The following is a 24,296-nucleotide window of genomic DNA, read 5'->3' as shown; positions in this document are numbered from 1 at the left end:
GTGTTGTTGTGTTTATGCAGTTCGTAGTTCAGGCAGTACGCACGGTCGAAAGTCCGTGTTCTTCTGAAGCAGCGGTTTTGAGCACCCCAAACAGGAGGACCCGAAAGTCGGGACAGTTCCTCCACCTTCACGAAGGACAAAAATAATGGCTACTGGTACCGTCAAATGGTTTAACGCTGAAAAGGGCTTCGGCTTCATTTCCCCCGATGACTCCTCGCAGGACGTTTTCGCGCACTACTCCGCGATCAACTCCTCCGGCTTCCGCTCCCTCGAAGAGAACCAGAAGGTCTCCTTCGAAACCGAGCAGGGCCCCAAGGGTCCTCAGGCCACCAACATCCAGGCTATCTAATTTCCTTAGATACCCGGAACCGTTAGGTTTCTAGCAGGGCCCGTCTTCGGACGGGCCCTGCTTTTGTTTAACCCGGATGTGCTGCCGCGGCCCTCTGGACACCGACCCCGGCCGGGAGCATCCTGTTGCTGTCCGCGTTCGCCACCACGCGGGGCCCCAGGGATCGGCGAGGGAAGCTGGCACACCATGAGCGAAGCACCAGACGCCCGGCAGCGGCTGTCCGCCCGGATCGACGAAAAGCAACAGGCCATCCGCGCCTACCTGGCCCGCGAACGGCCCCGACGGAACCGGCTCTCCAACATCAGCATCGTCGGCAGCGGCCTGGCCGCCGCGCTCACCGCCGGCCCCGCGGTGGGCGGCACCGGGTTCACCGACGCCGTCGCCGGCCTCCTCGGGCTCAGCGAGGACTCGGTCGTCTGGCGGGTGTTGTGCCTGCTCGCCGTGCTCCTCTCCGTCGCTGCGGCCCTGGCCACCAACTTCGCCACCTCCCGCGCCGTCGCGGACCGGGTGAGCGCGGCCGAAACGTCCAACGCCCAGCTCGAGGGCCTCGCCGTCTCCCTGGACATCGGAAACATCGACGTCGACGAGGCGGTCAAGCTCTACCAGCAGTACGCCGGCCAGGTCGCCTTCGTCGACGCCGCCTCCCGCTGAGGGCTTCCTGCCCGGATGCTCTGTCACCTATGGCTGGTCTGAGCCGTCAGAACAGCCATACGTGATAGAGCAACCGCACGCCTGCTGGCCCCGCTGGCCGCACCCGAATCCACTGGCCCGGCGCTGTTCACACCCCCGCCACCGCAGGTTTACGCGGGCAGTCAAGGATGAAAACCATGACTGATTTCACCCGCCGCAATGTCCTCAAAGGTGCCCTGGCCGCCGCCGGGGCCGCCGCCGTCGTCCCCGCAACGGCCGGTGCGGCCAGCGCCGCCCGGCCCGCCGGCGTCGCCCTGGTCCGCAACCGCCTGACCCTGCCGTCCGGCATCGCCACCGGCGATGTCACCACCGGCTCCGGTGTGCTGTGGTCCCGCGCGTCGGGCCCAGGGACCCTGGTGGCGAACCTGCTGGCCGTCGACGACGACGGATCCCCGCTCCGCGGCGGCCGTGCCTTCCAGCGGGTGCTGCGCGGGGGCGCCGCGTCCGAGGCGACCGACTTCACCGCCAAGATCAACGCCGAGCACCTGCCCGGCGGCACCCGCTTCGCCCTCAGCCTGCACTTCGAGGATGCCGACGGCAACGCCGGCGAGAGCGCGCAGGGCTCGTTCAGCACCGCCCCGGAAACCGGGCAGCTCAGCAGCGGCCGCGCCGACCGCGGCCAAAGCTTCGTCTGGAGCGGCGACACCGCCGGCCAGGGCTGGGGCATCAACGAGGAGATCGGCGGGATGCGCGGCTACGCGGCCATGCACGACACTGCCCCGGACTTCTTCATCCACTCGGGCGACACGATCTACGCCGACGGGCCCATTAGTGCGCAGGTGACCGAGCCGGACGGCCAAATCTGGCGCAACCTCGTCACCGAGGAAGTGTCCAAGGTGGCCGAATCCCTCAACGAGTTCCGCGGCCGGCACCGCTACAACATGATGGACAAGAACGTCCGCGCCCTGTACGCGCAGGTTCCGGTGATCGCGCAGTGGGACGACCACGAGACGCACAACAACTGGTACCCCGGCCAGATCCTCACCGACACCCGCTACACCGAACGCCGCGTGGACGTCCTCGCCGCCCGCGGCCGACAGGCCTGGCAGGAGTACCAGCCGATCGCCGGCGTCAGCGCCGGCGGCACCGGCTTCGAGCCCGCCCGGATCTACCGCAAGATCAGCCGCGGCCCGCAGCTGGACATCTTCTGCCTGGACATGCGCAGCTTCAAGGACCCGAACACCGACGGCAAGGAAACGCATCTGACCCACATCCTCGGCCAGGAGCAGGCCGACTGGCTGATCCGCGAGGTGAGCAAGTCCAAGGCCACCTGGAAGGTGATCGCCAACGACCTGCCGCTGGGGCTGGTGGTCCCGGACGGCCCGGTCAACGAGGAATCGCTCTCCAACCGCGACGCCGGCGCCCCCTTGGGCAAGGAACTCGAGATCGCCGGGGTGCTTTCGGCGTTCAAGCGCAACCGGGTTAAGAACGTGGTCTGGCTGACCGCCGACGTGCACTACTGCGCCGCGCACCACTACTCCCCGGAGCGCGCCGCGTTCACCGACTTCGATCCGTTCTGGGAATTCGTCGCCGGGCCCATCAACGCCGGCAGCTTCGGCCCGAACGCCCTGGACGGGACGTTCGGCCCGGAAGTGGCGTTCTTCAAGTCCGGTGCCTACGCCAACGAATCCCCGCGCAGCGGCAAGAGCCAGTTCTTCGGCCACGTGGACCTCGGCGCCGACGACGTCTTTACCGCCAGCCTTCGCGACGCCAACGGGGCCGTGCTCTGGAGCAAAGCGCTGCAGCCGGAGCGGTAGGCGCAGTTGGTGGGGAAGGCTGCAGCCGAGGTCTTGGGGCCGGGGCGGAACCCTTCACGGCTTCGTTGCCGGGTTCGTGGCCTAGCTCGGGGAGGTCCGGCCGCATCTCTGGCACAATGGCCGGCATGCAGCCCGCGGACCCCGCCATCCTGAATCCCGTCCCCGCCTTCGACCTCCGAATCAGCATCGAGGGCACGGAGCCGGAGATCTGGCGGCGCCTCCTCGTTCCGGAAACCATCACGGTTCCGCAGTTCCACGAGGCCATCCAGCGGGCCTTCGGCTGGCACGACCAGCACCTCTACGGCATCCGCTGCGTCGACCGCCACGGCGAAGGGCGCATCATTGTTGGCCCCGACGAGGCGGCGGAGGACTCCGGCGCGGAGCCGGCGTCCGGCGTCGTCCTTTTTGAACTCCTGGATGCAGCGGGACCGTCGCCCGAGTTGTTTGAGTACGAATACGACTTCGGCGACTCCTGGAACCATCGTGTGGAACTCGTGGGGCCCGGGTGGGTCCCCGAGGGCACCATCAGCTGTGTGGAGGGTGCCAACCGCGGACCGGTGGAGGACTCCGGAGGGATTGGCGGGTACCGCCACCTTGCGGAGGTACTCGCGAATGAGAAGCACCCGGAGCACCACGACGCGGCTATGTGGTTCTACCGGGTCACCGGCGAGTGGACGTCCAAGTTCGACGTCACCGCCTTTGACCTCGACGCCGTCAACCGGAGCCTCCGCCGTCTCAGCCTGCAGCTGTGGCCGCGGCCGGTCACCGCGGCGGAGCGGGGCGCCGTACTCCGCCCGGTCCTGTGGCTCCTGGAAAATGCCGCGGGGGAGGGGCTGGAACTGACGAAGGACGGCTACCTGAAGCCGGCAATGGTCCGCCGCACAATGGAAGAGCTCGGCTGGATCGACGAAACCGTGGGCAAAGGCAACCGGGAGATCAACACGCCCGAGGTGATGGACCTCCGCCTGCAGCTGCTCACGTGGAAACTGCTGCGCAAGCGCAACGGCAGGCTGCTGCTCGGGTCGATGGGCAAGCTCGGCCTGGCCGAGCCGGACAAGCTGTGGGACTTCCTGGTGCAGGCCATCGGCGCCCCGCAGCACGACGCCGTGAAACTCATGACCCGGCTGGCGGCGCACTGGTCCGTCCAGGGATTTGAGCCTTCCTATGCCGTCCGCGACGAGGTCATCATCAGGGCGCTTGAGGCCTCCGGCTTTGTGACGCGCTCCGGCGACCCGATCCCGGCCGAGTGGGTACAAGACATCGACCGCACGGTGCGGCAGTCCCTGGGCAGCCTCCAGCTCACGCTTCCCGGGGATCGACTCTGGCTGCGGGAGCGGGAATTGTCCGACGGCGGCCTCAAGTTTCTTCTCCAGGTGCAGGCGCTGCTGGGGGACAGGTAGCAGGGCACGGGGACAGAACGCCTTCCACCGCCACTGCCCGGTGTGACCTACTCCACAACGGTCCGACGCCGGGCGGCTGGTTAGTTGAGGACCGATGCGGCCGCCGGATTCCGCGGAACACCGGGGAATATGACGCCGCGGGACACCTGTGGGGCCCGATTTGTTTGGGGTCTGCTTGGTGTGTAGAGTAGTTCGAGTCGCCGCCGCTGATGCGGAGAGATAGCGACCGACCCCCTTCTAAACGGCCTGGAAAATGGTTCGCATCTTTGCGTGCTGATGACCGGGCGGGGACCTTCTTGGGAGAATGTGATTCGCAGAAATGCGAATTTGCGAATACTCCCGGGTTCGGGTAAGTTTGAAAAGTTGCTCCGGAGCGATCCTCGACTGAATTGATGGTTGTGGTGGTGCCGGGTGTGTCTGTTGTTTGAGAACTCAATAGTGTGCCAAGTTTGTTGATACCAATTTATTGTATTGAATTGGTTGAATTTGCCGGATTGTCCACCCCGTGGATGGTCTGGTGTTTTTAGCTGGTTTCAAATTTTGTGCAGTGTTTGTTCCCGTTTTCCCGGGGGCGGATGCTGTGTCTGTTTTACTTCAACGGAGAGTTTGATCCTGGCTCAGGATGAACGCTGGCGGCGTGCTTAACACATGCAAGTCGAACGATGAACCTCACTTGTGGGGGGATTAGTGGCGAACGGGTGAGTAACACGTGAGTAACCTGCCCTTAACTCTGGGATAAGCCTGGGAAACTGGGTCTAATACCGGATATGACTCCTCATCGCATGGTGGGGGGTGGAAAGCTTTTTGTGGTTTTGGATGGACTCGCGGCCTATCAGCTTGTTGGTGAGGTAATGGCTCACCAAGGCGACGACGGGTAGCCGGCCTGAGAGGGTGACCGGCCACACTGGGACTGAGACACGGCCCAGACTCCTACGGGAGGCAGCAGTGGGGAATATTGCACAATGGGCGCAAGCCTGATGCAGCGACGCCGCGTGAGGGATGACGGCCTTCGGGTTGTAAACCTCTTTCAGTAGGGAAGAAGCGAAAGTGACGGTACCTGCAGAAGAAGCGCCGGCTAACTACGTGCCAGCAGCCGCGGTAATACGTAGGGCGCAAGCGTTATCCGGAATTATTGGGCGTAAAGAGCTCGTAGGCGGTTTGTCGCGTCTGCCGTGAAAGTCCGGGGCTCAACTCCGGATCTGCGGTGGGTACGGGCAGACTAGAGTGATGTAGGGGAGACTGGAATTCCTGGTGTAGCGGTGAAATGCGCAGATATCAGGAGGAACACCGATGGCGAAGGCAGGTCTCTGGGCATTAACTGACGCTGAGGAGCGAAAGCATGGGGAGCGAACAGGATTAGATACCCTGGTAGTCCATGCCGTAAACGTTGGGCACTAGGTGTGGGGGACATTCCACGTTTTCCGCGCCGTAGCTAACGCATTAAGTGCCCCGCCTGGGGAGTACGGCCGCAAGGCTAAAACTCAAAGGAATTGACGGGGGCCCGCACAAGCGGCGGAGCATGCGGATTAATTCGATGCAACGCGAAGAACCTTACCAAGGCTTGACATGAACCGGTAATACCTGGAAACAGGTGCCCCGCTTGCGGTCGGTTCACAGGTGGTGCATGGTTGTCGTCAGCTCGTGTCGTGAGATGTTGGGTTAAGTCCCGCAACGAGCGCAACCCTCGTTCCATGTTGCCAGCGCGTAATGGCGGGGACTCATGGGAGACTGCCGGGGTCAACTCGGAGGAAGGTGGGGACGACGTCAAATCATCATGCCCCTTATGTCTTGGGCTTCACGCATGCTACAATGGCCGGTACAAAGGGTTGCGATACTGTGAGGTGGAGCTAATCCCAAAAAGCCGGTCTCAGTTCGGATTGGGGTCTGCAACTCGACCCCATGAAGTCGGAGTCGCTAGTAATCGCAGATCAGCAACGCTGCGGTGAATACGTTCCCGGGCCTTGTACACACCGCCCGTCAAGTCACGAAAGTTGGTAACACCCGAAGCCGGTGGCCTAACCCCTTGTGGGAGGGAGCTGTCGAAGGTGGGACTGGCGATTGGGACTAAGTCGTAACAAGGTAGCCGTACCGGAAGGTGCGGCTGGATCACCTCCTTTCTAAGGAGCACCTACAACGTTCATCACCGGACGCATGTCCTGTGGTGGTGTTGTCAGGAGTACGCCCGTTGCGCAGACGATTGTTCTGCGGCGGGTGCTCACGGGTGGAATATCAACAAATAGCGGCCGCTGCGTTTTCTCCGGCACCCAGTACGGAACCACCCTTGTGTGGTTCCTGGAACGGTGTTTGAGGGTACGGGCGGTTTAGTGTTTGGCACACTGTTGGGTCCTGAGACAACAGGACCGGGGGTGACCCCGGGACTTGTGTTTCTGGTTTCCCGGCTGCGACGAACACGCACTGTATGGGTCCTTTTGGGGGCCTAAGTGTGTGGGGTGTGTGGTACGGGGTTGTTGTTTGAGAACTACATAGTGGACGCGAGCATCTTTTATAAGAAGCAATTTCCAAGAATTATGAACCTGGATCTGGCTGCGCGTGATGGTGTCACCTCTTTTGGGGTGGTGTTGTTGGGTGTGGTTGGTTTCGTGGTTCTCTCGAAATTACTCCTTGATCTTTTGTGGTCAAGTTTTTAAGAGCACACGGTGGATGCCTTGGCATTAGGAGCCGAAGAAGGACGTAGGAATCTGCGATAAGCCTGGGGGAGTCGATAACCGGACTGTGATCCCAGGGTGTCCGAATGGGGAAACCCCGCCAGACGCGCGAGTGATCTGGTGACCCGCATCTGAACACATAGGGTGCGTGGAGGGAACGCGGGGAAGTGAAACATCTCAGTACCCGCAGGAAGAGAAAACAATAGTGATTCCGTTAGTAGTGGCGAGCGAACGCGGATCAGGCTAAACCGTTCCATGTGTGATAGCCGGCGGGCGTTGCATGGTCGGGGTTGTGGGACTTTCCGTTCTGTCTCTGCCGGGACAGTGGGGTGAGAGCATGTGCATAGGTGAACGGTCTTGAAAGGCCGGCCAGAGAGGGTGTGAGCCCCGTAACCGAAATGTTGTGTGCCGCCTGGGAAGTATCCCAAGTAGCACGGGGCCCGAGAAATCCCGTGCGAATCTGTCAGGACCACCTGATAAGCCTAAATACTCCCTAATGACCGATAGCGGACCAGTACCGTGAGGGAAAGGTGAAAAGTACCCCGGGAGGGGAGTGAAACAGTACCTGAAACCGTGTGCTTACAATCCGTCGGAGCAGCCTTGTAGTTGTGACGGCGTGCCTTTTGAAGAATGAGCCTGCGAGTTAGTGTTACGTCGCGAGGTTAACCCGTGTGGGGAAGCCGTAGCGAAAGCGAGTCTGAACAGGGCGTTGCAGTGGCGTGATCTAGACCCGAAGCGAAGTGATCTACCCATGGCCAGGTTGAAGCGACGGTAAGACGTCGTGGAGGACCGAACCCACTTCAGTTGAAAATGGAGGGGATGAGCTGTGGGTAGGGGTGAAAGGCCAATCAAACTTCGTGATAGCTGGTTCTCCCCGAAATGCATTTAGGTGCAGCGTTGCGTGTTTCTTACCGGAGGTAGAGCTACTGGATGGCTAATGGGCCCTACAAGGTTACTGACGTCAGCCAAACTCCGAATGCCGGTAAGTGAGAGCGCAGCAGTGAGACTGTGGGGGATAAGCTTCATAGTCGAGAGGGAAACAGCCCAGACCACCAACTAAGGCCCCTAAGCGTGTGCTAAGTGGGAAAGGATGTGGAGTTGCGAAGACAACCAGGAGGTTGGCTTAGAAGCAGCCATCCTTAAAAGAGTGCGTAATAGCTCACTGGTCAAGTGATTCCGCGCCGACAATGTAGCGGGGCTCAAGTACACCGCCGAAGTTGTGGCATTCAGATATTAGCTAAGCCCTTGTGGTTCAGGCGTCTGGATGGGTAGGGGAGCGTCGTGTGGGCAGTGAAGTCGCGGTGGAAACCAGCGGTGGAGCCTACACGAGTGAGAATGCAGGCATGAGTAGCGAAAGACGGGTGAGAAACCCGTCCGCCGAATGATCAAGGGTTCCAGGGTCAAGCTAATCTGCCCTGGGTAAGTCGGGACCTAAGGCGAGGCCGACAGGCGTAGTCGATGGACAACGGGTTGATATTCCCGTACCGGCGAAAAACCGCCCATGCTGAACAGGGGATACTAACCGCCCGAGACCTGCCCGATCACCCTTGTGGTGTGAGGGTTTTGGTGGAGCGCGGGACCTGATCCTGGGAGGCAAGCGTATTAACAGGTGTGACGCAGGAAGGTAGCCGAGCCGGGCGATGGTTGTCCCGGTCTAAGGATGTAGGGCGAACGGTAGGCAAATCCGCCGTTCATGATGCCTGAGACCCGACGGGACCCCCGTATGGGGGGATTCGGTGATCCTATGCTGCCTAGAAAAGCATCGACGCGAGGTTTTAGCCGCCCGTACCCCAAACCGACACAGGTGATCAGGTAGAGAATACTAAGGCGATCGAGAGAATTATGGTTAAGGAACTCGGCAAAATGCCCCCGTAACTTCGGGAGAAGGGGGGCCCCTATCGTGATGGACACTGGCTGTCCGGAGCGTGCAGGGGCCGCAGAGACCAGGGGGAAGCGACTGTTTACTAAAAACACAGGTCCGTGCGAAGTCGCAAGACGATGTATACGGACTGACTCCTGCCCGGTGCTGGAAGGTTAAGAGGACCGGTTAGCCGCAAGGCGAAGCTGAGAATTTAAGCCCCAGTAAACGGCGGTGGTAACTATAACCATCCTAAGGTAGCGAAATTCCTTGTCGGGTAAGTTCCGACCTGCACGAATGGAGTAACGACTTCCCCGCTGTCTCAACCATAAACTCGGCGAAATTGCAGTACGAGTAAAGATGCTCGTTACGCGCAGCAGGACGGAAAGACCCCGAGACCTTTACTATAGTTTGGTATTGGTGTTCGGAGTGGCTTGTGTAGGATAGGTGGGAGACGTTGAAGCCCGGACGCCAGTTCGGGTGGAGTCATCGTTGAAATACCACTCTGGTCACTTTGGACATCTAACTTCGGCCCGTAATCCGGGTCAGGGACAGTGCCTGATGGGTAGTTTAACTGGGGCGGTTGCCTCCTAAAAAGTAACGGAGGCGCCCAAAGGTTCCCTCAGCCTGGTTGGCAATCAGGTGTCGAGTGTAAGTGCACAAGGGAGCTTGACTGTGAGAGAGACATCTCGAGCAGGGACGAAAGTCGGGACTAGTGATCCGGCGGTACATTGTGGAATGGCCGTCGCTCAACGGATAAAAGGTACCTCGGGGATAACAGGCTGATCTTGCCCAAGAGTCCATATCGACGGCATGGTTTGGCACCTCGATGTCGGCTCGTCGCATCCTGGGGCTGGAGTAGGTCCCAAGGGTTGGGCTGTTCGCCCATTAAAGCGGTACGCGAGCTGGGTTTAGAACGTCGTGAGACAGTTCGGTCCCTATCCGCTGCGCGCGCAGGAAATTTGAGAAGGGCTGTCCTTAGTACGAGAGGACCGGGACGGACGAACCTCTGGTGTGTCAGTTGTACTGCCAAGTGCACCGCTGATTAGCTACGTTCGGATGGGATAACCGCTGAAAGCATCTAAGCGGGAAGCTCGCTTCGAGATGAGATTTCCATACACCTTGCGTGTGAGAGGCCCCCAGCCAGACCACTGGGTTGATAGGCCGGATGTGGAAGCGAGGACTAACGACTCGTGAAGCTGACCGGTACTAATAGGCCGATAACTTACACCACACACCCCTCCCCGCGAACCAACATCAAAAGGGGTTCGCACCACGGGAAGGGTACAAAGAAACAAGATACGCTTGCGTCCACTATGTGGTTCCCAAACAACAAACCCGCCACGGGCACGTTGCTAACGGAACCAAAACAACTGAATACAACACCACAAGTTGTAACCACCAGATTTCCCACCCCAGGGCAACCCTCACACAGGGCCGCCAGGGGCGCGGACACAGGGTTACGGCGGTCATAGCGTGGGGGAAACGCCCGGTCCCATTCCGAACCCGGAAGCTAAGACCCACAGCGCCGATGGTACTGCACCCGGGAGGGTGTGGGAGAGTAGGTCACCGCCGGACAACCATTACAGCCAGGCCCCGACACACCGTGTCGGGGCCTGCGCCATTTAACGGCCCCTTCCGCGGGCCGGTGCGAACGGAACACCGGGCTGCCGTCCAGCGTTGATTACCCTTGAGTAGCTTGTCCCTCTGAATCAACGACCACGGGAGTTCCCATGACTGCACGGACCATCGTTATCACCGGCGCCAGCGATGGCATTGGGGCGTCCGCGGCCCGGACGCTGGCAGCGCAAGGGGAGAACGTCGTCGTCGTCGGACGTTCCAAAGAGAAGACCGAGCGGATCGCGGCGGAGATCGGTGCGGACTATTTCGTCGCCGACTTTGCCGAACTGGCGCAGGTGCGGCGGCTTGCGGCGCAGCTGAAGGAGAAGTATCCGCGGATCGACGTCCTGGCGAATAATGCCGGCGGCATCATGGGCGCCCGCGAGCTCACCGTGGACGGCCACGAAAAGACTTTCCAGATTAACCACTTGGCGCCGTTCCTGCTCACCACCGAACTGATGGACGTGCTTACTGCCAGCAAAGCCGCCGTCATCAACACCTCCAGCGCCGCCAACTCGCTTTACGGCCGGCTGGACATCGATGACCTGGAGGTCGCGAACAAATACTCGGCCAACCTGGCCTACGGCAACGCGAAGCTCGAGAACATCCTCTTCACGGCCGAGCTGCACCACCGCTACCACGCGGCCGGCATCTCCACGGCGGCGTTCCACCCCGGGGTTGTGGCCACCAACTTCGCCGCAGACACCACCAGCCCCTTCCGCTTCATGTACCGCAGCTTCCTCAACCGCTTCATGCTGTCCCCGGAGCAGGGCGCAGACACGCTGGTATGGCTCGCCACGGCCACGCCGGGGCAGGAGTGGGCTTCCGGCGCGTACTACGCCAAGCGGGCCCTCGCGAAGGCCAACAAGCAGGCGTACGACGCCGAGCTGGCCAAGGAGCTCTGGGACCGCAGCGCGGCCATGGTGGCGCAGGACGTCGATAAACTCAATCCCCGCAGCTAGCTGGACCGGACCGCGACGTTCCAGCCCAGTTACTGGGCCGGGCAGCAGGCAAACGCCGCGCCAACTCGCGGCAGTCTGGGGGCGGAAGGGCTGCGGCGCCCAGTAACTGGGCGGGAGCGTCGGGGCGGCAACGGCCGGAGCTGAGGCAGCGTCCCGGAGCGGCTACCCCGCGGCTTCAACCTTGTCGATCGCGGTCAGGGCGCTTTCCATCGTGCCGGCCAGGTCGCTCGCCGGGGCGGGCTTGGCGAACAGGTACCCCTGCAGCGAGTCGCAGCCCAGGTCCATCAGGTACTTGGCCTGCGCCGGCGTCTCGATGCCCTCGGCCGTGACCTTGAGCCCCAGGTTCTGCGCGGTGTTGATCATGGTGCGGAAGAAGGGCAGGTGTTCCTTGCCGGTCTTGATCATCGCGACGAAGGACCGGTCGATCTTAACCTTGTCCAGCGGGAGTTCCTTGAGCCGGCCCAACGTCGAGTAGCCGGTGCCGAAGTCGTCCATCGCGATCCGCACGCCGGCCTCGCGCAACTGCCGGAGCTGGCGAAGCACGTCCGAATCGGCGTCGAAGAACACACTCTCGGTCAACTCGAGCACGAGCTGGCGAGGGTCCACCCCGGTCGAGGCGACAATGCCCAAAACGTCGGTGGCGAAGTCGCGGTGCTGGAACTGCAGGCCGGAGACGTTCACGGCCACGCTGTACGCCGCGTCGCCGGCGAGCCACGGCCGGATCTCGGCGCAGGCGCGGCGCATCACCTCGTCGCCGATCTCGCGGATCAGCCCGCTCTGCTCGGCCACGGGCAGGAACTGGTTGGGCGGAACCAGCTTGCCGTGCCGCTCCCAGCGGGCGAACGCCTCGAACTGCACCACGGCGCCCAGGCCGGGGGACACCACCGGCTGGTAGTGCACCGAGATCTGGCCCAGCTCCACGGCCTGACGCAGCCCGGTCTCGCCCTGTTCCTTGTGCGCCGGGGTGTTCAGCATCTCCGGCCGGAACTGCAGCCAGGTGTTCTTCCCGGCCGCCTTGGCCGCCGTCATGGCCGAGTCCGCCTGCCGCAGCAGTTCGGCGCCGTCGTGCGTCTGCGGGGTCTTGGAGGCCAGGCCCATGCTCACCCCGGGACGCACCGTGGAGCCGCCGATCCGCGCCGGGACGTACAGCGACTCGGAGATGCGCTTCGCGACGGCGCCGGCGTTGAGGCACTCGGTCAGCAGCACCACGAATTCGTCGCCACCGAGCCGGGCCACGGTGTCGTGCGGCCGGACGCAGTTACGCAGCCGGCTGGCCACCTCCACCAGCAGCTCGTCCGCGGCGGCTCGGCCCAGCATGTCGTTGTAGCTCTTGAAGTCGTCCACGTTCAGCAGCAGCACGTCCACCGGATCCGGCCGGCGCAGCGCCGCGGCGAGGCGTTCGTTGAACAGGGTGCCGTTGGGCAGCCCGGTCAGCGTGTCCCGCAGCACCGCGGCCTTGAGCTGGTCGTCGTGCTCCGCGGGCGTGAGGCGGGGGAGGACGCCGGTGGTGCCGGGCACCAGTTCGGCCTCTATCGAGGACGTCCGACGGTGGGGTGCGGCGGACGCAGGGGGGCCGGCGTCGCGCGAGGCTGCGGGCTGAGTCGCGGCGGCCGGGGGACGAGCAGCGACGGCCGGGCGGACGGAGAGCGCGACGGCGGCGTCGCTGCCGGGGCTACCAGCCGCGGGCGGCAGCGCCGCGCAGGTGATTTCCAGGGCGAACTCGGAGGCGTCTCCGCGGCGGCCCGCGCCGGCGAAGGGCAGCCGCGTGGCGCCGGTTCCAGCGCCGGTTCCGCGGTCGGCGACACCGGAGTTCCCGGCCGCCAGGCCGGTGAGGAGCTGGTGGAAGTCCTCCCGGGAGGCCTCGGCCAGCAGCAGGCTGTAGTCGGCGCCGAGCAGTTGCGTCCGGGAGTAGCCGAAGAGCTGTTCCGCGGCGTTGTTCAAGAACGAGATGGATCCATCCGGGGCAAGCAGAACAAGGGCGTCGGGGCTGTGCTCCAGCACCGTCTGTGCGAATGCTGCGTCCATAATGTGTACTGCCCCCAAAAGCGATGGATCTGTGAATGGTCGCGCGCCGCGGGAAACCCTTTGGGGGTTCGCTGCGGACCGCGACTGCTGAAATCATATGTGTTCGATAGCACACTCTCACGCCGCCCCGACGGTATTTGCAAAAGCGTCCGAATGTGTCGTCTGGGCGCCCAGACTCGGCTCCGGAATCCGCACCGGACACGGCACCCAATACGGCCCGTGACTACAGTGCGACGGCGGCTTCCTGCAGCGCCTGGATGGCCTCCGCGGACTGGGCCACGGCCGCCTCCCGGCGCGCCTCCGGCACCGGCCGGGAGAACAGGTAGCCCTGCAGCGCGTCGCACTCGTGCTCCATCAGGTACCGGGCCTGGGTGTGGGTTTCGATGCCCTCCGCGGTCACCCGCAGGCCCAGGCTGTGCGCCATGTGGATCATCGAGGTCAGGATCGGAAGCCGCTCCTCGCCGGTGTGCAGCATGGACACAAACGACTTGTCGATCTTCACCGCGTCCACGGGCAGTTCCTGCAGGCGTCCCAGTGAGGAGTAGCCGGTGCCGAAGTCGTCCAGAGCCACCCGGATGCCGGCCGCGCGCAGGGTGATCAGCTGCTGGATTACGTGGGAGTCGGCGTCGAAGAACACGCTTTCCGTGACCTCGATGACCAGCTGGTGCGGATCGACCCGGCTCCACGCGGCAATGTCCAGCACCCGCTCGGCAAAGTCCTTGTGCTGCAACTGCACGCCAGAGACGTTGACCGCGAGGGTCCGTCCCGGATCTTCGGCCAGCCAGGACTGCAGTTCCGTGCAGCTCTGCCGGAGCACCTCGGCCCCGATGTCACGGATCAGGCCGCTGCGCTCCGCGGTCTGGATGAAGGCGTCCGGGGCCATCAGCTCCCCGTCGCGTTCCCAGCGGGCCAGGGCTTCGAACTGCACCACCTCGCGCCGGTTCGTAGAAACCACGGGCTGGTAGAAGACGGTGATCTGGCCGAGTTCGACGGCGCGGCGCAGCCCCGCGATCAGTTGGGTGCGTTCGAGTAGGGCAGCCAGCATCTCCGGCTGGAAGTGCACGTAGCAGTTCTTTCCCGCCTCCTTGGCGGCGTACATGGCCACGTCCGCCTGCCGCAGCAGCTCGGAGGAGGACATGTTATCCGTGCCGCGCGTCGCCACGCCAAGGCTCAGGCCCGGGCGCATCAGGGTCCCCTCGATGGAGACCGGCGCGTTCAGGGTGCCCACGATCCGCTGCGCCACCGCGTCGGAGTCGTTGCAGCCCTCCAGCAGGACCACGAATTCGTCGCCGCCGAGCCGGGCCACGGTGCCGTGCGGGCCCACGCAGTTCTGCAGTCGCCGGGAAATTTCCACCAGCATCTGGTCTCCGGCGTGGTGGCCCAGGATGTCATTGACTTCCTTGAAGTCGTCCAGGTCCAGCAGCAGCACCGCCACGGGGCCGGGGGACTCCAGTGCGGCGGTGGCGCGTTCGTTGAACAGCATGCGGTTGGCCAGCCCGGTCAGCGGGTCCTGGAAGGCCAGGGCCTTGAGCTGGTCGGCCTGCTGGGCGAGCTCGTCTAGGGCGCGGCGGGCCTGGTCCTGCGCCATGGTGCGTGTGGTCACGTCGCGGAAGTTCCAGATCCGCCCCACCACTTCGTCCGCGACCTTTTGCGGGCGCGAATACAGTTCAACGGTGCGGCCGTCCTGGAACTCCAGCAGGTCCTGGCTGTGCAGCTCGTGGTTGGCATAGAGCTCGGCGACCTTGGCCTTGAAGGAGTCCGGGTCCACCAGCTTCTTCGCGATGAACCTGACCAGGGCGTACGCGTCATCCTCGGCCAGGATCTCGCGCGGCATGCCCCACAGCCGCAGGTATTGTTCGTTGACGCCGGTGATCTGGCCGGTGTTGGACACCACGACAATTCCGTCCGCCGTCGTCTCCAGGGTCGCGTCGAGGAGCGAGACGGCGTGGCGGCGTCCGGCGTCGTCGTCCACGCGGTGGGTGGTCTCCCGCACCGCAACCGCCATCGAGGTCTTCGACCTTGTCGTGATCAGGGAACAGGTCAGTTCCAGCGGGATTTCGGTGCCGCTGCGGTGCAGTCCGACGGCGGGAAAGGGCTTGGTGCCGAAGGTGCCCGCGCGGCCGAGGCGGCTCAGGACCCGCAGGAACCCGCCGCGGTCATCCTCCACCAGCAGGCGGGTGTGCAGGAGGCCGACCAGCTGCTCCGAGGAGTACCCGAACAGTCGTTCGGCGGCCGGGTTGAGGAAGGAGATGGTTCCGTCGGTATTGAGCAGCAGCAACCCGTCGGGGCCCTGCTCAAGCAGGGTCTCCGCCAGTCCTTGTTCCACGTCGATGCCAGCCCCCAGGCGCTTGATTTTCCATTCCACCGGCAGGGCGGTGGTCATTAAACTTCAAGCATCATAGGGCCCTGAGACTCAAATCACAGCACCGGCTGCGTTTGGGCGGCGGTGTCGCCGCGCAGCGCGGTGATGGTCCTCGTTGACGCTGAGAGCGCGGCGGGGAGCTCGGCCGCCGGCTGGGGCCTGGAAAACAGGAAACCCTGAAGGGAGTCGCAGCCGCGCCGCATCAGGTACCCGGCCTGTTCCGGGGTCTCGACGCCCTCCGCGGTGACGGTCAGGCCCAGGCCGTGGGCCATGTCGATCATGGAGTTGAGGATGGGCAGTCGCTCGTCGCCGGTGCGGATCATAGCGACGAAGGACTGGTCGATCTTGAGCGTGTCCACGGGCAGGTCCTGGAGCCGTCCCAGCGAGGAGTAGCCGGTGCCGAAGTCGTCCAGTGCCACCCTGACTCCGGCGCTGCGGAGCTGCACCAGCTGGCGATGGACCAGGCAGTCGTCGTCGAAGAAGACACTCTCGGTGACCTCCACCACCAGCTGGTGCGGATCGACGCCGCGGGAGCAGGCGGTCGCGAACAGCAGCTCCGGGAAGTTTCCCTGCTGCAGTTGCACGCCGGAGACATTGATCGCGAGCGACCGGGTGGGGTCCTGGGCGAGCCAGGGCCCGAGTTCGGTGCAGCAGCGGTGCAGGACTTCGGCGCCGATGTCCACGATCAGGCCGCTGCGTTCGGCGGTAGGGATGAACTGCTGCGGCGGGACCAGGACACCGTCGCGTTCCCAGCGAGCCAGCGCCTCGACCTTCACCACGGTGCCCAGCCGGGCCGAGACGATCGGCTGGTAGTGCACGGTGATCCCCCCGCCGTCGACGGCGGCCCGCAGCCCGGCTTCGAGGTCGGTGCGTTCGAGCAGGGCCGCCATCATTTCCGGGCGGAAACGCAGGTAGCGGTTCTTGCCGGCCGCCTTCGCCGCGTACATGGCGATGTCCGCGCGGCGCAGCAGCTCGGACGCGTCGTCGGCGCCCTCGCCAATGGAGGCCAGTCCCAGGCTCAGGCTGGGCCGCAGCATCGTGCCGTCGAGCCAGAACGGCACCCCTAGGGACTCGACGATCCGCTCGGCGGCGGCGTCGGCGTCGAGCGAACCGACCAGCAGGACCACGAACTCGTCGCCGCCCAGGCGTGCTACAACGTCGCTGGGCCGGACGCAGGCGCGGAGCCGGCGGCCCACCTCGATCAGCATCTGGTCCCCGGCGTGGTGGCCGTGGACGTCGTTGACTTCCTTGAAGTCGTCCAGGTCCAGCAGCAGGACGTCGACGGCGGTCCCGCAGGGCCCGGCCAGGGCGTGCGCCAGCCGGTCGTTGAAGAGCTGGCGGTTGGAGAGCCCGGTCAGCGGGTCCTGGAACGCGAGTCGCTTCAGCTGGCTGGCCTGCGCGGCGAGATCCGCCATCGCCCGGTTGATCTGGTCCTGGTCGCGCCGGGCCTGGGTGACGTCGCGGAAGCTCCAGACGCGGCCCACCACCCGGTCTTCAACCTTTTGCGGGCGCGAGTAGCGTTCAAAGGTGCGTCCGTCGCGGAAGTCCAGCACGTCGTGGCTCTCGGCATCCGGGTCCGCGTAGAGGGCCGAGACTTTCTCAACGAACTTCTCGGGATCCACCAGCTGGCCCATCACGGAGCCGATCACGGCCTCGTCGTCGCCGGCGTCCACGAGCTCGCGCGGGATGCCCCACATGGAAAGGAACTTGTTGTTCACGGAGGAGATCCGGCCCTCCGCGCTGACCACCAGGATGCCGTCCGCGGTGGACTCCAGCGTGGCTGAGAGCAGTGACATGGCGTCGCGGAGCCGCGCGTCCTCTTCGGTGCGCGCTGAAGTGCTCACGCGGGCACAACCGGATGAATCTGAGACCAACGATGCTGCATTGTGAATCCTCCCCTCAGAAATCATAGGGGGCGCAGCGCGGCCCGGGCGCCACGGCCCGGGATTCAGCCGGCGGGAGCTCAGCCGGCCTGGGCCGGCCCGCCCGGGGCTGCGGCCTGGACGGCGGTGTTGGCCCCGGTCCCGGCCCTGCCCAGAGAGCGCACGGTCCAGCCTGCCGCCGTCCAGGCGGCGGCGTCGAGGGCGTTCCGGGCATCCAGCACCATCCGGCGCCGGACCAGGGCCCCGGCGGCGTCCGGCGAGAGCCCGCGGTAGGCCTCCCATTCGGTGAGCAGCAGCACCAGCTCCGCGCCCTCGAGCGCCTGGTCGGTGGAGGCCTCGAAGCGCAGCTGCGGGTAGCGCAGCCAGGCGTTGTTGATCGCGGCCGGGTCCGTGACGGTGACGTGCGCGCCGGCGTCGGCCAGCTGCTGCGCCACGTCCAGGGCGGGGGAGTCGCGGATGTCATCGGTGTCCGGTTTGAAGGCCGCTCCCAGTACGGTGACCCGCCGGCCGCCCAGCTGGCCGCCGCAGAGTTCCCGGGCTGCTTCCACCGTGCGGGAGCGCTGGCCCTGGTTGATGCCGTCCACCGTGGCCATCCAGGCGTCCACCGAGTCGACGCCCAGCGCGGCGGCCTGCACCCGGAGCGAGCGGATGTCCTTGGGCAGGCAGCCGCCGCCGAAACCGAGGCCGGCGTGCAGGTAGCGGCCGCCGATCCGGGGGTCCAGGCCCATCGCCTCGCCGAGCTCGGTGACGTCCGCGCCGGAGGCTTCGCAGAGTTCGGCCATGGCGTTGATGAAGCTCAGTTTGGTGGCCAGGTACGCGTTCGACGCCGATTTGATCAGTTCCGCCGTCGCGAAGTTGCAGATGATCCGGGGGATGCCGGCGCAGAGCAGCGGCGCGTACACCGTGTCCAGGGCCGCGGTGACGGCCGCGCCGGCACTGTCCGGGGTAAGGGTGGAGTCCTTCCCGCCGGGCACGCCATAGACCAGCCGGTCCGGGACCAGGGAATCCTTGACCGCCGTGCCCTGGCGCAGGAACTCGGGGTTCCAGCCGAGGAGCACATCCGGCCGTCCGGCGAGCACCCCGCGGAGCATGTCCACCGTTCCCACCGGGACGGTGGACTTGCCCACCACGGCGGCGCGCGGCGCCAGGAAGGGCAGCAGCGCCTCGGTGGCGGAGACCAGGTAGCTGAGGTCGGCGCCGTCGGAGGTCTTGGACTGCGGCGTGCCGACGCAGAGGAAGTGCAGCTGGGCGCCGGCGGCGTCGGCGAAGTTGGTGGAGAACGCGAGCCGGCCGTTGGCGCGGCCGTCGCGCAGGAGCTCGTCCAGCCCGGGTTCGTAGAAGGGCGCGGCGCCGCGGTCCAGCTGGGCCACCTTGGCGGCGTCGACGTCGATCCCGACCACGGAGTGGCCCATCGAGGCCAGGGTGGCCGCGTGCACGGCCCCGAGGTAGCCGCAGCCGATCACGGAAATCTTCACAGGGTTGCTCCTCTGGGGGTGGGGCTTGGTGTGGTGGTGGGCCCGGCCGGGCCGGCCAGGACTGCTTCGTAGTGCCGCACCAGTTCCTCGCCCAGCGCGTGCCAGGTCCGGCCCTGGACCCAGGCGTGGGCCGCGGCGGCAAAGGCGCGGCGCTTGGCGTCGTCGCCGGTCAGGTCCGTCACCCGGGCCCGCAGCGCGGCAAGGTCGCCGGGCGGGTAGAGCCAGCCGGTCCGCGAGTTCTCCACGAGGTCCAGCGGGCCGCCGCGGCCGGTAGCGACCACCGGCACCCCGGACGCCATGGCCTCCTGGATGGTCTGGCAGAAGGTTTCGAACTCGCCGGGGTGGACAAAGAGGTCAAAGGACGCGACGGCGCGGGCCAGCTCTTCCCCGCCGAGGAAGCCGGTGAACACGGCCTCCGGGAGTGCGGCCGCCAGGGCCTCGCGTTGCGGGCCGTCGCCGACGATCACCAGCTTGGTGCCGGGCACGTCCGCGAGCACCGCCAGGTCCTCCACCTGCTTCTCCACCGCGAGCCGGCCCACGTAGCCGATGATGCGCTCACCGCCGGGGGCGACGGCGGCCCGCCACGCGTCGTCGCGCTTCTCCGGGCTGAAGCGGGTGGTGTCCACCCCGCGCCGCCACATTTGAACCCGTGGAATGCCACGGCCCAGGAACTGGTTCAGCGCGAACGTGGACGGGACCAGGGTGCGGGTGGCCAGCAGGTGGATCTGGTCCACCCGGTTCCAGGCCCAGTTCTCCAGGAAGGGGACGCCGTACCGGGCCGCGTAGCCGGGGACCTCGGTCTGGTAGATGGCGACACTCGGGATGCCGAGCTGGTGCGCGGCCTGGGCGGCCCGCCAGCCGAGCACGAACGGTGAGGCGAGGTGGACGACGTCGGGGGCGTAGTCGGCAAGGATTCGCTTGACCCGGGCCACACCGCCCAACGCCACCCGTACGTTCGTGTAGCCGGCGAGCGGCACGGAGGGGAGCCGGTGGACGTGCGCGCCGTGGACCTCGCCCGGGACGTCGGTGTCCTGCGTGGACGGCGCGATCACCAGCACCTCGTCGCCGCGGTCCTGCAGATGCTCCAGGACCCTCAGGATGGAGTGCGTGACCCCGTTCATCTGGGGCAGGAATGATTCGGCGACTAGTGCGATCCTCACGCCTCCACCGTCGCCGCGGCGGCTGACGGCGCGGGGTCACGGGTGTGGCCTGTGGGGGAAGAGTGGGTTAACAGGCGGCGGCCGCGGGTCCAGGCGCGCTCCAAGGCGTGGGCGCCCCAAGATGCAGGGCGCCCATTTGCCAGAGACGGCCGCTAAGACGGGCCTCGGAGCGGCCATCTCTGGCAAATGGACGCAGGGACCGGCCGGCCCTGGCCTCCGGGCGCCCGGCAACGTCAGCGCCGCGGTTCGGTTGGCTCGTGCCGGAGCACGTCCGGGAGTTCGTCCACGTAGACGGTTTGGGGCGGCTCGTAATAGATCACCAGCACCTCGTCCCCGACGGCGAAGACGCTCGTCTTGTCGAAGGGGTGGGCGTGGAAGGCGCTGATTCCGCCGCGGAAAGGCAGCATCACCTCCCCGATGGTGCCGGGGCCCACGCGTCCCGTGACCCGGCCGATCCTGCCGGTCAGGCTGCGGTCGACGTCCCTAGGCATCCGGGGCTTTCGGCGGCTGCTTGGCTGCCTGCCGGCCGTCCTTGAGGGCCGTCCGCAGCGCCGGCAGGTAATCGCCGACCTGGGCCAGGATGCCGCCGATCATCCGGTTGATGCCCTCCCCGCCGTTGAGGACGGTGAGCTGGCCGACATGGGCGAACGGCTCCGCGGCCGCCGCGATGATGGCGGGCATGTTCTCGGCCAGCTGCTGCGAGATGACCGCGTCCTGATTGGTGCCGAGGGCCTCGCCGCGGGCCTTGATGCCTTCGGCCTCGGCCAGCGCTTTGGCCTTGATCGACGACGCCGTTGCGTCGCCGCGCGCCTTGGTGGCAGCCGCTTCCGCTTCCCCGGTGACGCGGGTGGCCCCGGCGGCGGCCGCTGCGGCCGTGGCGTTGGCCTGCGCCTGGAGCTCGGTGCGGCGGGCGTTGACCTGGGCCTCAAGCTCGGTACGGCGGGCCAGGGCCTCGGCGGCGCTGATGTCGGCGGATTTTTGGCCCTCGGCCTCGGTGCGCTTGGCGTAGGCCTTGGCGTCCGCGGGTTTGCGGATGGTGGTCTGGAGTTTTTGTTCCTCGCGGTCCGCCTCGAGCTTCGCGACCTCGGTTTCCTGCACCACCACCTGCTGCCGCGCGGTGGCCTCGGCCAGCGGGCCGGCCTGGGCGGCATTGGCCCGGGCGCGTTCGGCGTTGGCCTGAGCCTCGGACTGCTTGATCGCGGACAGGCTTTGCGCGTCGGCGATTTGCGCGGCTGCCTCCGCCTCCCGCTCGGCCGCCTCCCGGTTGCGGGTGGCCTCGGCGATCCGGGCCTCCATCTTCACCTGAGCGATGTGCGGCTTTGCGATGTTCTGGATGTAGCCGGTGGGGTCCTGGAGGTCCTTGATCTGGAGCGAGTCGACCACCAGGCCCAGCTTCTCCATCTCCACCCCGCTCGCGCTGCGCACCTGCGAGCCGAGCTTGTCGCGCTCGCGGATAATCTCTTCCACGGTCATGCTGCCGATGATGGAGCGCAGGTGCCCCTCGAAGACGTTGTAGACCTGGCTCTGCATCTTCGGCTGCTGGCCGAGGAACCGGCGCGCGGCATTCGCGATGAAGGGCGGCGCGTCCCCGATCTTGTAGATCACCACGCCCTCGACGATCACCTGGATGCCCTGCGACGTTACGCAGGAGACCTTGAGCTCGGTCTCGTTCAGGGTCAGCGACAGGGTCCGCACGGTCTGCAGGCCGGGAAACACCAGCGCGCCCTTGCCGGTGACGATCTTGAAGTCCATGCCGTCCCTGGTCTCCAGCGTGCCTCGGGTCAGGCCGGAAATGATGAGCGCCTCGTTCGGTTCAGCCACCTTCCACATCAGCTTGATCGCCACCCAGATAACGGCGACGACGAGCAGCGCCCCGGCGAGGATCGCGAGGAGCGGGATAAAGGCTGAGAAATCCGGCATGGAAAACCTTTCAGGTCGGTGCGTTAGGCCAGTCTGGGGTGCCGCCGTCGAATAAGTCCAGCACTTGGCGCAAAGCTCTGTGTACAGACGCCGGGAAATGCGAAAGCTGGTGCGGACGCCAGTGAAACCTCACGGCGTCCGCACCAGCAGGTAGTACGAATTATTGGATTGCTATGAATCGTTCCTCATTCGCGGCTCCCTTTTCCCGGTGTTCGCTTACCGGGTTTGTGCGTCATCGGCCAGATGCCTCGAGAGCAGCCAGCCGGCGCCAATCATTGCCACGCCCAGCACCATGTGGGTCCAGTTGTCCATGGTGTTGAACGAAAGGAAATTGGCCGCCGACCCTACGCCGACGATCAGCCCGTAAACGCTGAAGATGATGTACAGCAGGCCGAAGCCCATAAGGAAGTTCCGGGCTCCCATGCCGTTGCGGGACATGGTCAAGCCGGTGGCGCCGATGGCCAGCTGGACGATGTTCAGCAGCATGGACACCTGGAACAGGCTGAGGAACATGGCCTTGGAATCGGGGCCGAAGAACCTCAGCTCGCTGTACTGCGTGGTGATGCCCGGGATGAACCCCAGGACTCCCACGACAATTAGGACAATACCCACACCCATGCCGACGTTTTGGACATCTGTCCGTCCGAAATGTACGCCGTGCGCATGTGGAGATGCGGTAGTCATTTTCTGCCTCCAACCAGTGATTGCGGACACTTTAAATTTTACGGCGGGGTAGCGGAAAAAGCGCCGCCGCGGACCCACCCGGACGGCGCGAAAATACGCGGGAGAAAGCCTGTCGGAACGCCGGACGCGGCCCGGCGCGTGGCACGATGGATCACGATGAAACTGCGCGCTGATCAGACCGGGGACCGTGGCCTTCCGATGCCTTTGTGGCTGCAGGGGGCGCTCGAGTCCGCGCAGGCGGCCGTGATCTCCGCGCTCGCCGTGGTGGCACCGATCGTCGCGGTCTGGGCCACGGCCGGTTTCCGGGACAGCGGCTTTGAATTCCTCGCCCGGCTCGCTGGCCAGGCCTGGCTGGTGATCCACGGGGTGCCCCTGCTGCTGGACACCGTCGGCGACGGCGCCGCGGCCCAGCCTGAATCGGGTGTCCTTTCGCTGGTCCCGCTGGGGCTCGCGCTGATCCCGTTCCTGCTCGCCTGGCGCGCCGGCCGCCGGCTGGCCCGGGCCTCGTACACCGACCAGCTCTGGCAGGCGCTGCTCGGGTCCTGGTTGATGTACGGCGCCTTCGGGTTCGCCACCGGCTTCGTCTGCCGCACCGCCGAGGTGGGCGTCAGCCTCTGGTACGCCTCGATCGTGCCGCTGATCCCCTTCGCCCTCGGCATGGTGATCGGGGCCCGGCGCGAGGCGGGCTCCTGGAGCCGGCTGATCGGCGTCGACGCCGTTGCCTGGCTGTCGCGCACCAGCCAGCACTCTCGCTGGGCGGGCTCCTACCTCGGCTCCGTCCTCAAAGCCGGCTTCGTGGCGGTGATGGCCAGCCTGGCGATGGCCACCGCGTTGCTCGCCGCGGACCTGCTCATTCACTGGAACCTTGTCATCGCCGTCTACGAGGCGCTCGACGCCGGCCCCGTAGGCGGTGCCGCCCTGACCATTGCCCAACTGGGCTACCTTCCCAACCTGGCTGTGTTCGCGCTCGCCTGGACCTCCGGCTCCGGCTTCGCGCTCGGCGTCGGCTCCCACGCAGGGCCGCTGGCCACCGCCGTCGGACCGCTGCCCTCCATACCGGTGTTCGCGGCGCTGCCCTCGGGGGCACTGGAGTACGGATTCGTGGCCCTGGTGGTGCCGGCCCTCGCCGGCGTGCTGGCGGGCTGGTGGTTCCTGCGCGAAGGCGAAAACCACTTCGACGAATGGCTCTCCATCAAGGTCAAGGCGCGCTGGTTCACCGCCACGGTGTCCACCCTTGTGCTGGGGGCCATGACCGGCGCCGTGGCCGGGCTGCTCGCGGCGGGGCTGGGCTGGCTGGCCAGGGGTTCAGCCGGCATTGGCCGGCTCACGGACATCGGCCCGGACCCGCTGATGACGGCGCTGTTCGTCGCGGTGGAAACAAGCGTCGGCGTCGTGATCGGCTACGCCGCGGGGCCGTGGCTGGAACGCCGGCAGAAACTGCATGAGGCGGACCTCGAGCTGGCCGCCGAGGCCGACTGAGCCGGT

Annotated in this window: 14 protein-coding genes and 3 rRNA genes; 9 read left to right on the top strand and 8 right to left on the bottom strand. The window is 65.5% G+C overall.

Annotated elements, in window-relative coordinates:
• The first annotated feature begins 145 nt into the window (after window positions 1–145).
• The 8 genes from AC6I9V_RS04455 to AC6I9V_RS04420 all read left to right on the top strand — a co-directional run bounded on the left by AC6I9V_RS04455 (window position 146) and on the right by AC6I9V_RS04420 (window position 11,302).
• Window positions 146–349 (top strand): cold-shock protein, encoded by a 204-nt coding sequence (locus tag AC6I9V_RS04455; protein ID WP_011690916.1) that lies wholly within the window; start codon window positions 146–148, stop codon window positions 347–349.
• Window positions 350–535: 186 nt separating this feature from the next.
• A complete protein-coding gene (locus AC6I9V_RS04450; protein WP_497898493.1) occupies window positions 536–1,000 on the top strand; it encodes a hypothetical protein in 465 nt (154 codons plus the stop codon).
• A 167-nt stretch (window positions 1,001–1,167) separates the two neighbouring features.
• Window positions 1,168–2,796, top strand: a complete 1,629-nt coding sequence (locus AC6I9V_RS04445) for an alkaline phosphatase D family protein (protein ID WP_497898492.1) — start codon at window positions 1,168–1,170, stop codon at window positions 2,794–2,796.
• Between the two features lie 125 nt (window positions 2,797–2,921).
• On the top strand, window positions 2,922–4,196 hold the full coding sequence (locus AC6I9V_RS04440) for a plasmid pRiA4b ORF-3 family protein (RefSeq protein WP_497898491.1): 1,275 nt from the start codon (window positions 2,922–2,924) through the stop codon (window positions 4,194–4,196).
• A gap of 594 nt (window positions 4,197–4,790) precedes the next feature.
• Window positions 4,791–6,313: ribosomal RNA gene (locus AC6I9V_RS04435) — 16S ribosomal RNA — on the top strand.
• A 517-nt stretch (window positions 6,314–6,830) separates the two neighbouring features.
• Window positions 6,831–9,954: ribosomal RNA gene (locus tag AC6I9V_RS04430) — 23S ribosomal RNA — on the top strand.
• A gap of 227 nt (window positions 9,955–10,181) precedes the next feature.
• Window positions 10,182–10,298: ribosomal RNA gene (rrf, locus tag AC6I9V_RS04425) — 5S ribosomal RNA — on the top strand.
• The 16S, 23S and 5S rRNA genes sit together here, the layout of an rRNA operon.
• Before the next feature lie 155 nt (window positions 10,299–10,453).
• A complete protein-coding gene (locus AC6I9V_RS04420; protein ID WP_497898490.1) occupies window positions 10,454–11,302 on the top strand; it encodes an SDR family NAD(P)-dependent oxidoreductase in 849 nt (282 codons plus the stop codon).
• Window positions 11,303–11,464: 162 nt separating this feature from the next.
• Here the strand turns inward: AC6I9V_RS04420 and AC6I9V_RS04415 are convergent, their stop codons facing one another.
• The 8 genes from AC6I9V_RS04415 to AC6I9V_RS04380 form a co-directional block, all read right to left on the bottom strand.
• Complete coding sequence (locus tag AC6I9V_RS04415; RefSeq protein WP_497898489.1) at window positions 11,465–13,327, bottom strand: putative bifunctional diguanylate cyclase/phosphodiesterase; 1,863 nt, start codon at window positions 13,325–13,327, stop codon at window positions 11,465–11,467.
• A gap of 223 nt (window positions 13,328–13,550) precedes the next feature.
• Window positions 13,551–15,710, bottom strand: coding sequence for a putative bifunctional diguanylate cyclase/phosphodiesterase (locus AC6I9V_RS04410; RefSeq protein ID WP_497898488.1), 2,160 nt, complete (start codon window positions 15,708–15,710; stop codon window positions 13,551–13,553).
• Between the two features lie 35 nt (window positions 15,711–15,745).
• On the bottom strand, window positions 15,746–17,599 hold the full coding sequence (locus AC6I9V_RS04405) for a putative bifunctional diguanylate cyclase/phosphodiesterase (protein ID WP_497898487.1): 1,854 nt from the start codon (window positions 17,597–17,599) through the stop codon (window positions 15,746–15,748).
• Between the two features lie 53 nt (window positions 17,600–17,652).
• The gene (locus AC6I9V_RS04400; protein ID WP_497898486.1) at window positions 17,653–19,047 is read right to left on the bottom strand and encodes a UDP-glucose dehydrogenase family protein; all 1,395 of its coding nucleotides are present in this window, start codon (window positions 19,045–19,047) and stop codon (window positions 17,653–17,655) included.
• Window positions 19,044–20,207: a glycosyltransferase family 4 protein gene (locus AC6I9V_RS04395; RefSeq protein WP_497898485.1), complete on the bottom strand. Its 1,164-nt coding sequence runs from the start codon at window positions 20,205–20,207 to the stop codon at window positions 19,044–19,046. Before AC6I9V_RS04395 ends, AC6I9V_RS04400 begins: the two co-directional genes overlap by 4 nt.
• Before the next feature lie 233 nt (window positions 20,208–20,440).
• Window positions 20,441–20,698, bottom strand: coding sequence for an NfeD C-terminal domain-containing protein (locus AC6I9V_RS04390; protein WP_497898484.1), 258 nt, complete (start codon window positions 20,696–20,698; stop codon window positions 20,441–20,443).
• Complete coding sequence (locus AC6I9V_RS04385; RefSeq protein WP_349414310.1) at window positions 20,691–22,127, bottom strand: flotillin family protein; 1,437 nt, start codon at window positions 22,125–22,127, stop codon at window positions 20,691–20,693. The genes AC6I9V_RS04390 and AC6I9V_RS04385 overlap by 8 nt, the downstream gene beginning before the upstream one ends.
• Window positions 22,128–22,343: 216 nt before the next feature.
• Window positions 22,344–22,811, bottom strand: coding sequence for a DUF4383 domain-containing protein (locus AC6I9V_RS04380; RefSeq protein WP_349414312.1), 468 nt, complete (start codon window positions 22,809–22,811; stop codon window positions 22,344–22,346).
• A gap of 156 nt (window positions 22,812–22,967) precedes the next feature.
• Between AC6I9V_RS04380 and AC6I9V_RS04375 the strand changes: the two genes are divergently transcribed.
• Complete coding sequence (locus tag AC6I9V_RS04375) at window positions 22,968–24,290, top strand: cell division protein PerM (protein ID WP_497898483.1); 1,323 nt, start codon at window positions 22,968–22,970, stop codon at window positions 24,288–24,290.
• Window positions 24,291–24,296 lie beyond the last annotated feature (6 nt).

This window comes from Arthrobacter sp. SlRoot2-15, from assembly GCF_059739345.1.
The sequence above is the reverse complement of the archived record's forward strand: the minus strand, read 5'-3'. Positions and strand labels throughout refer to the sequence as shown.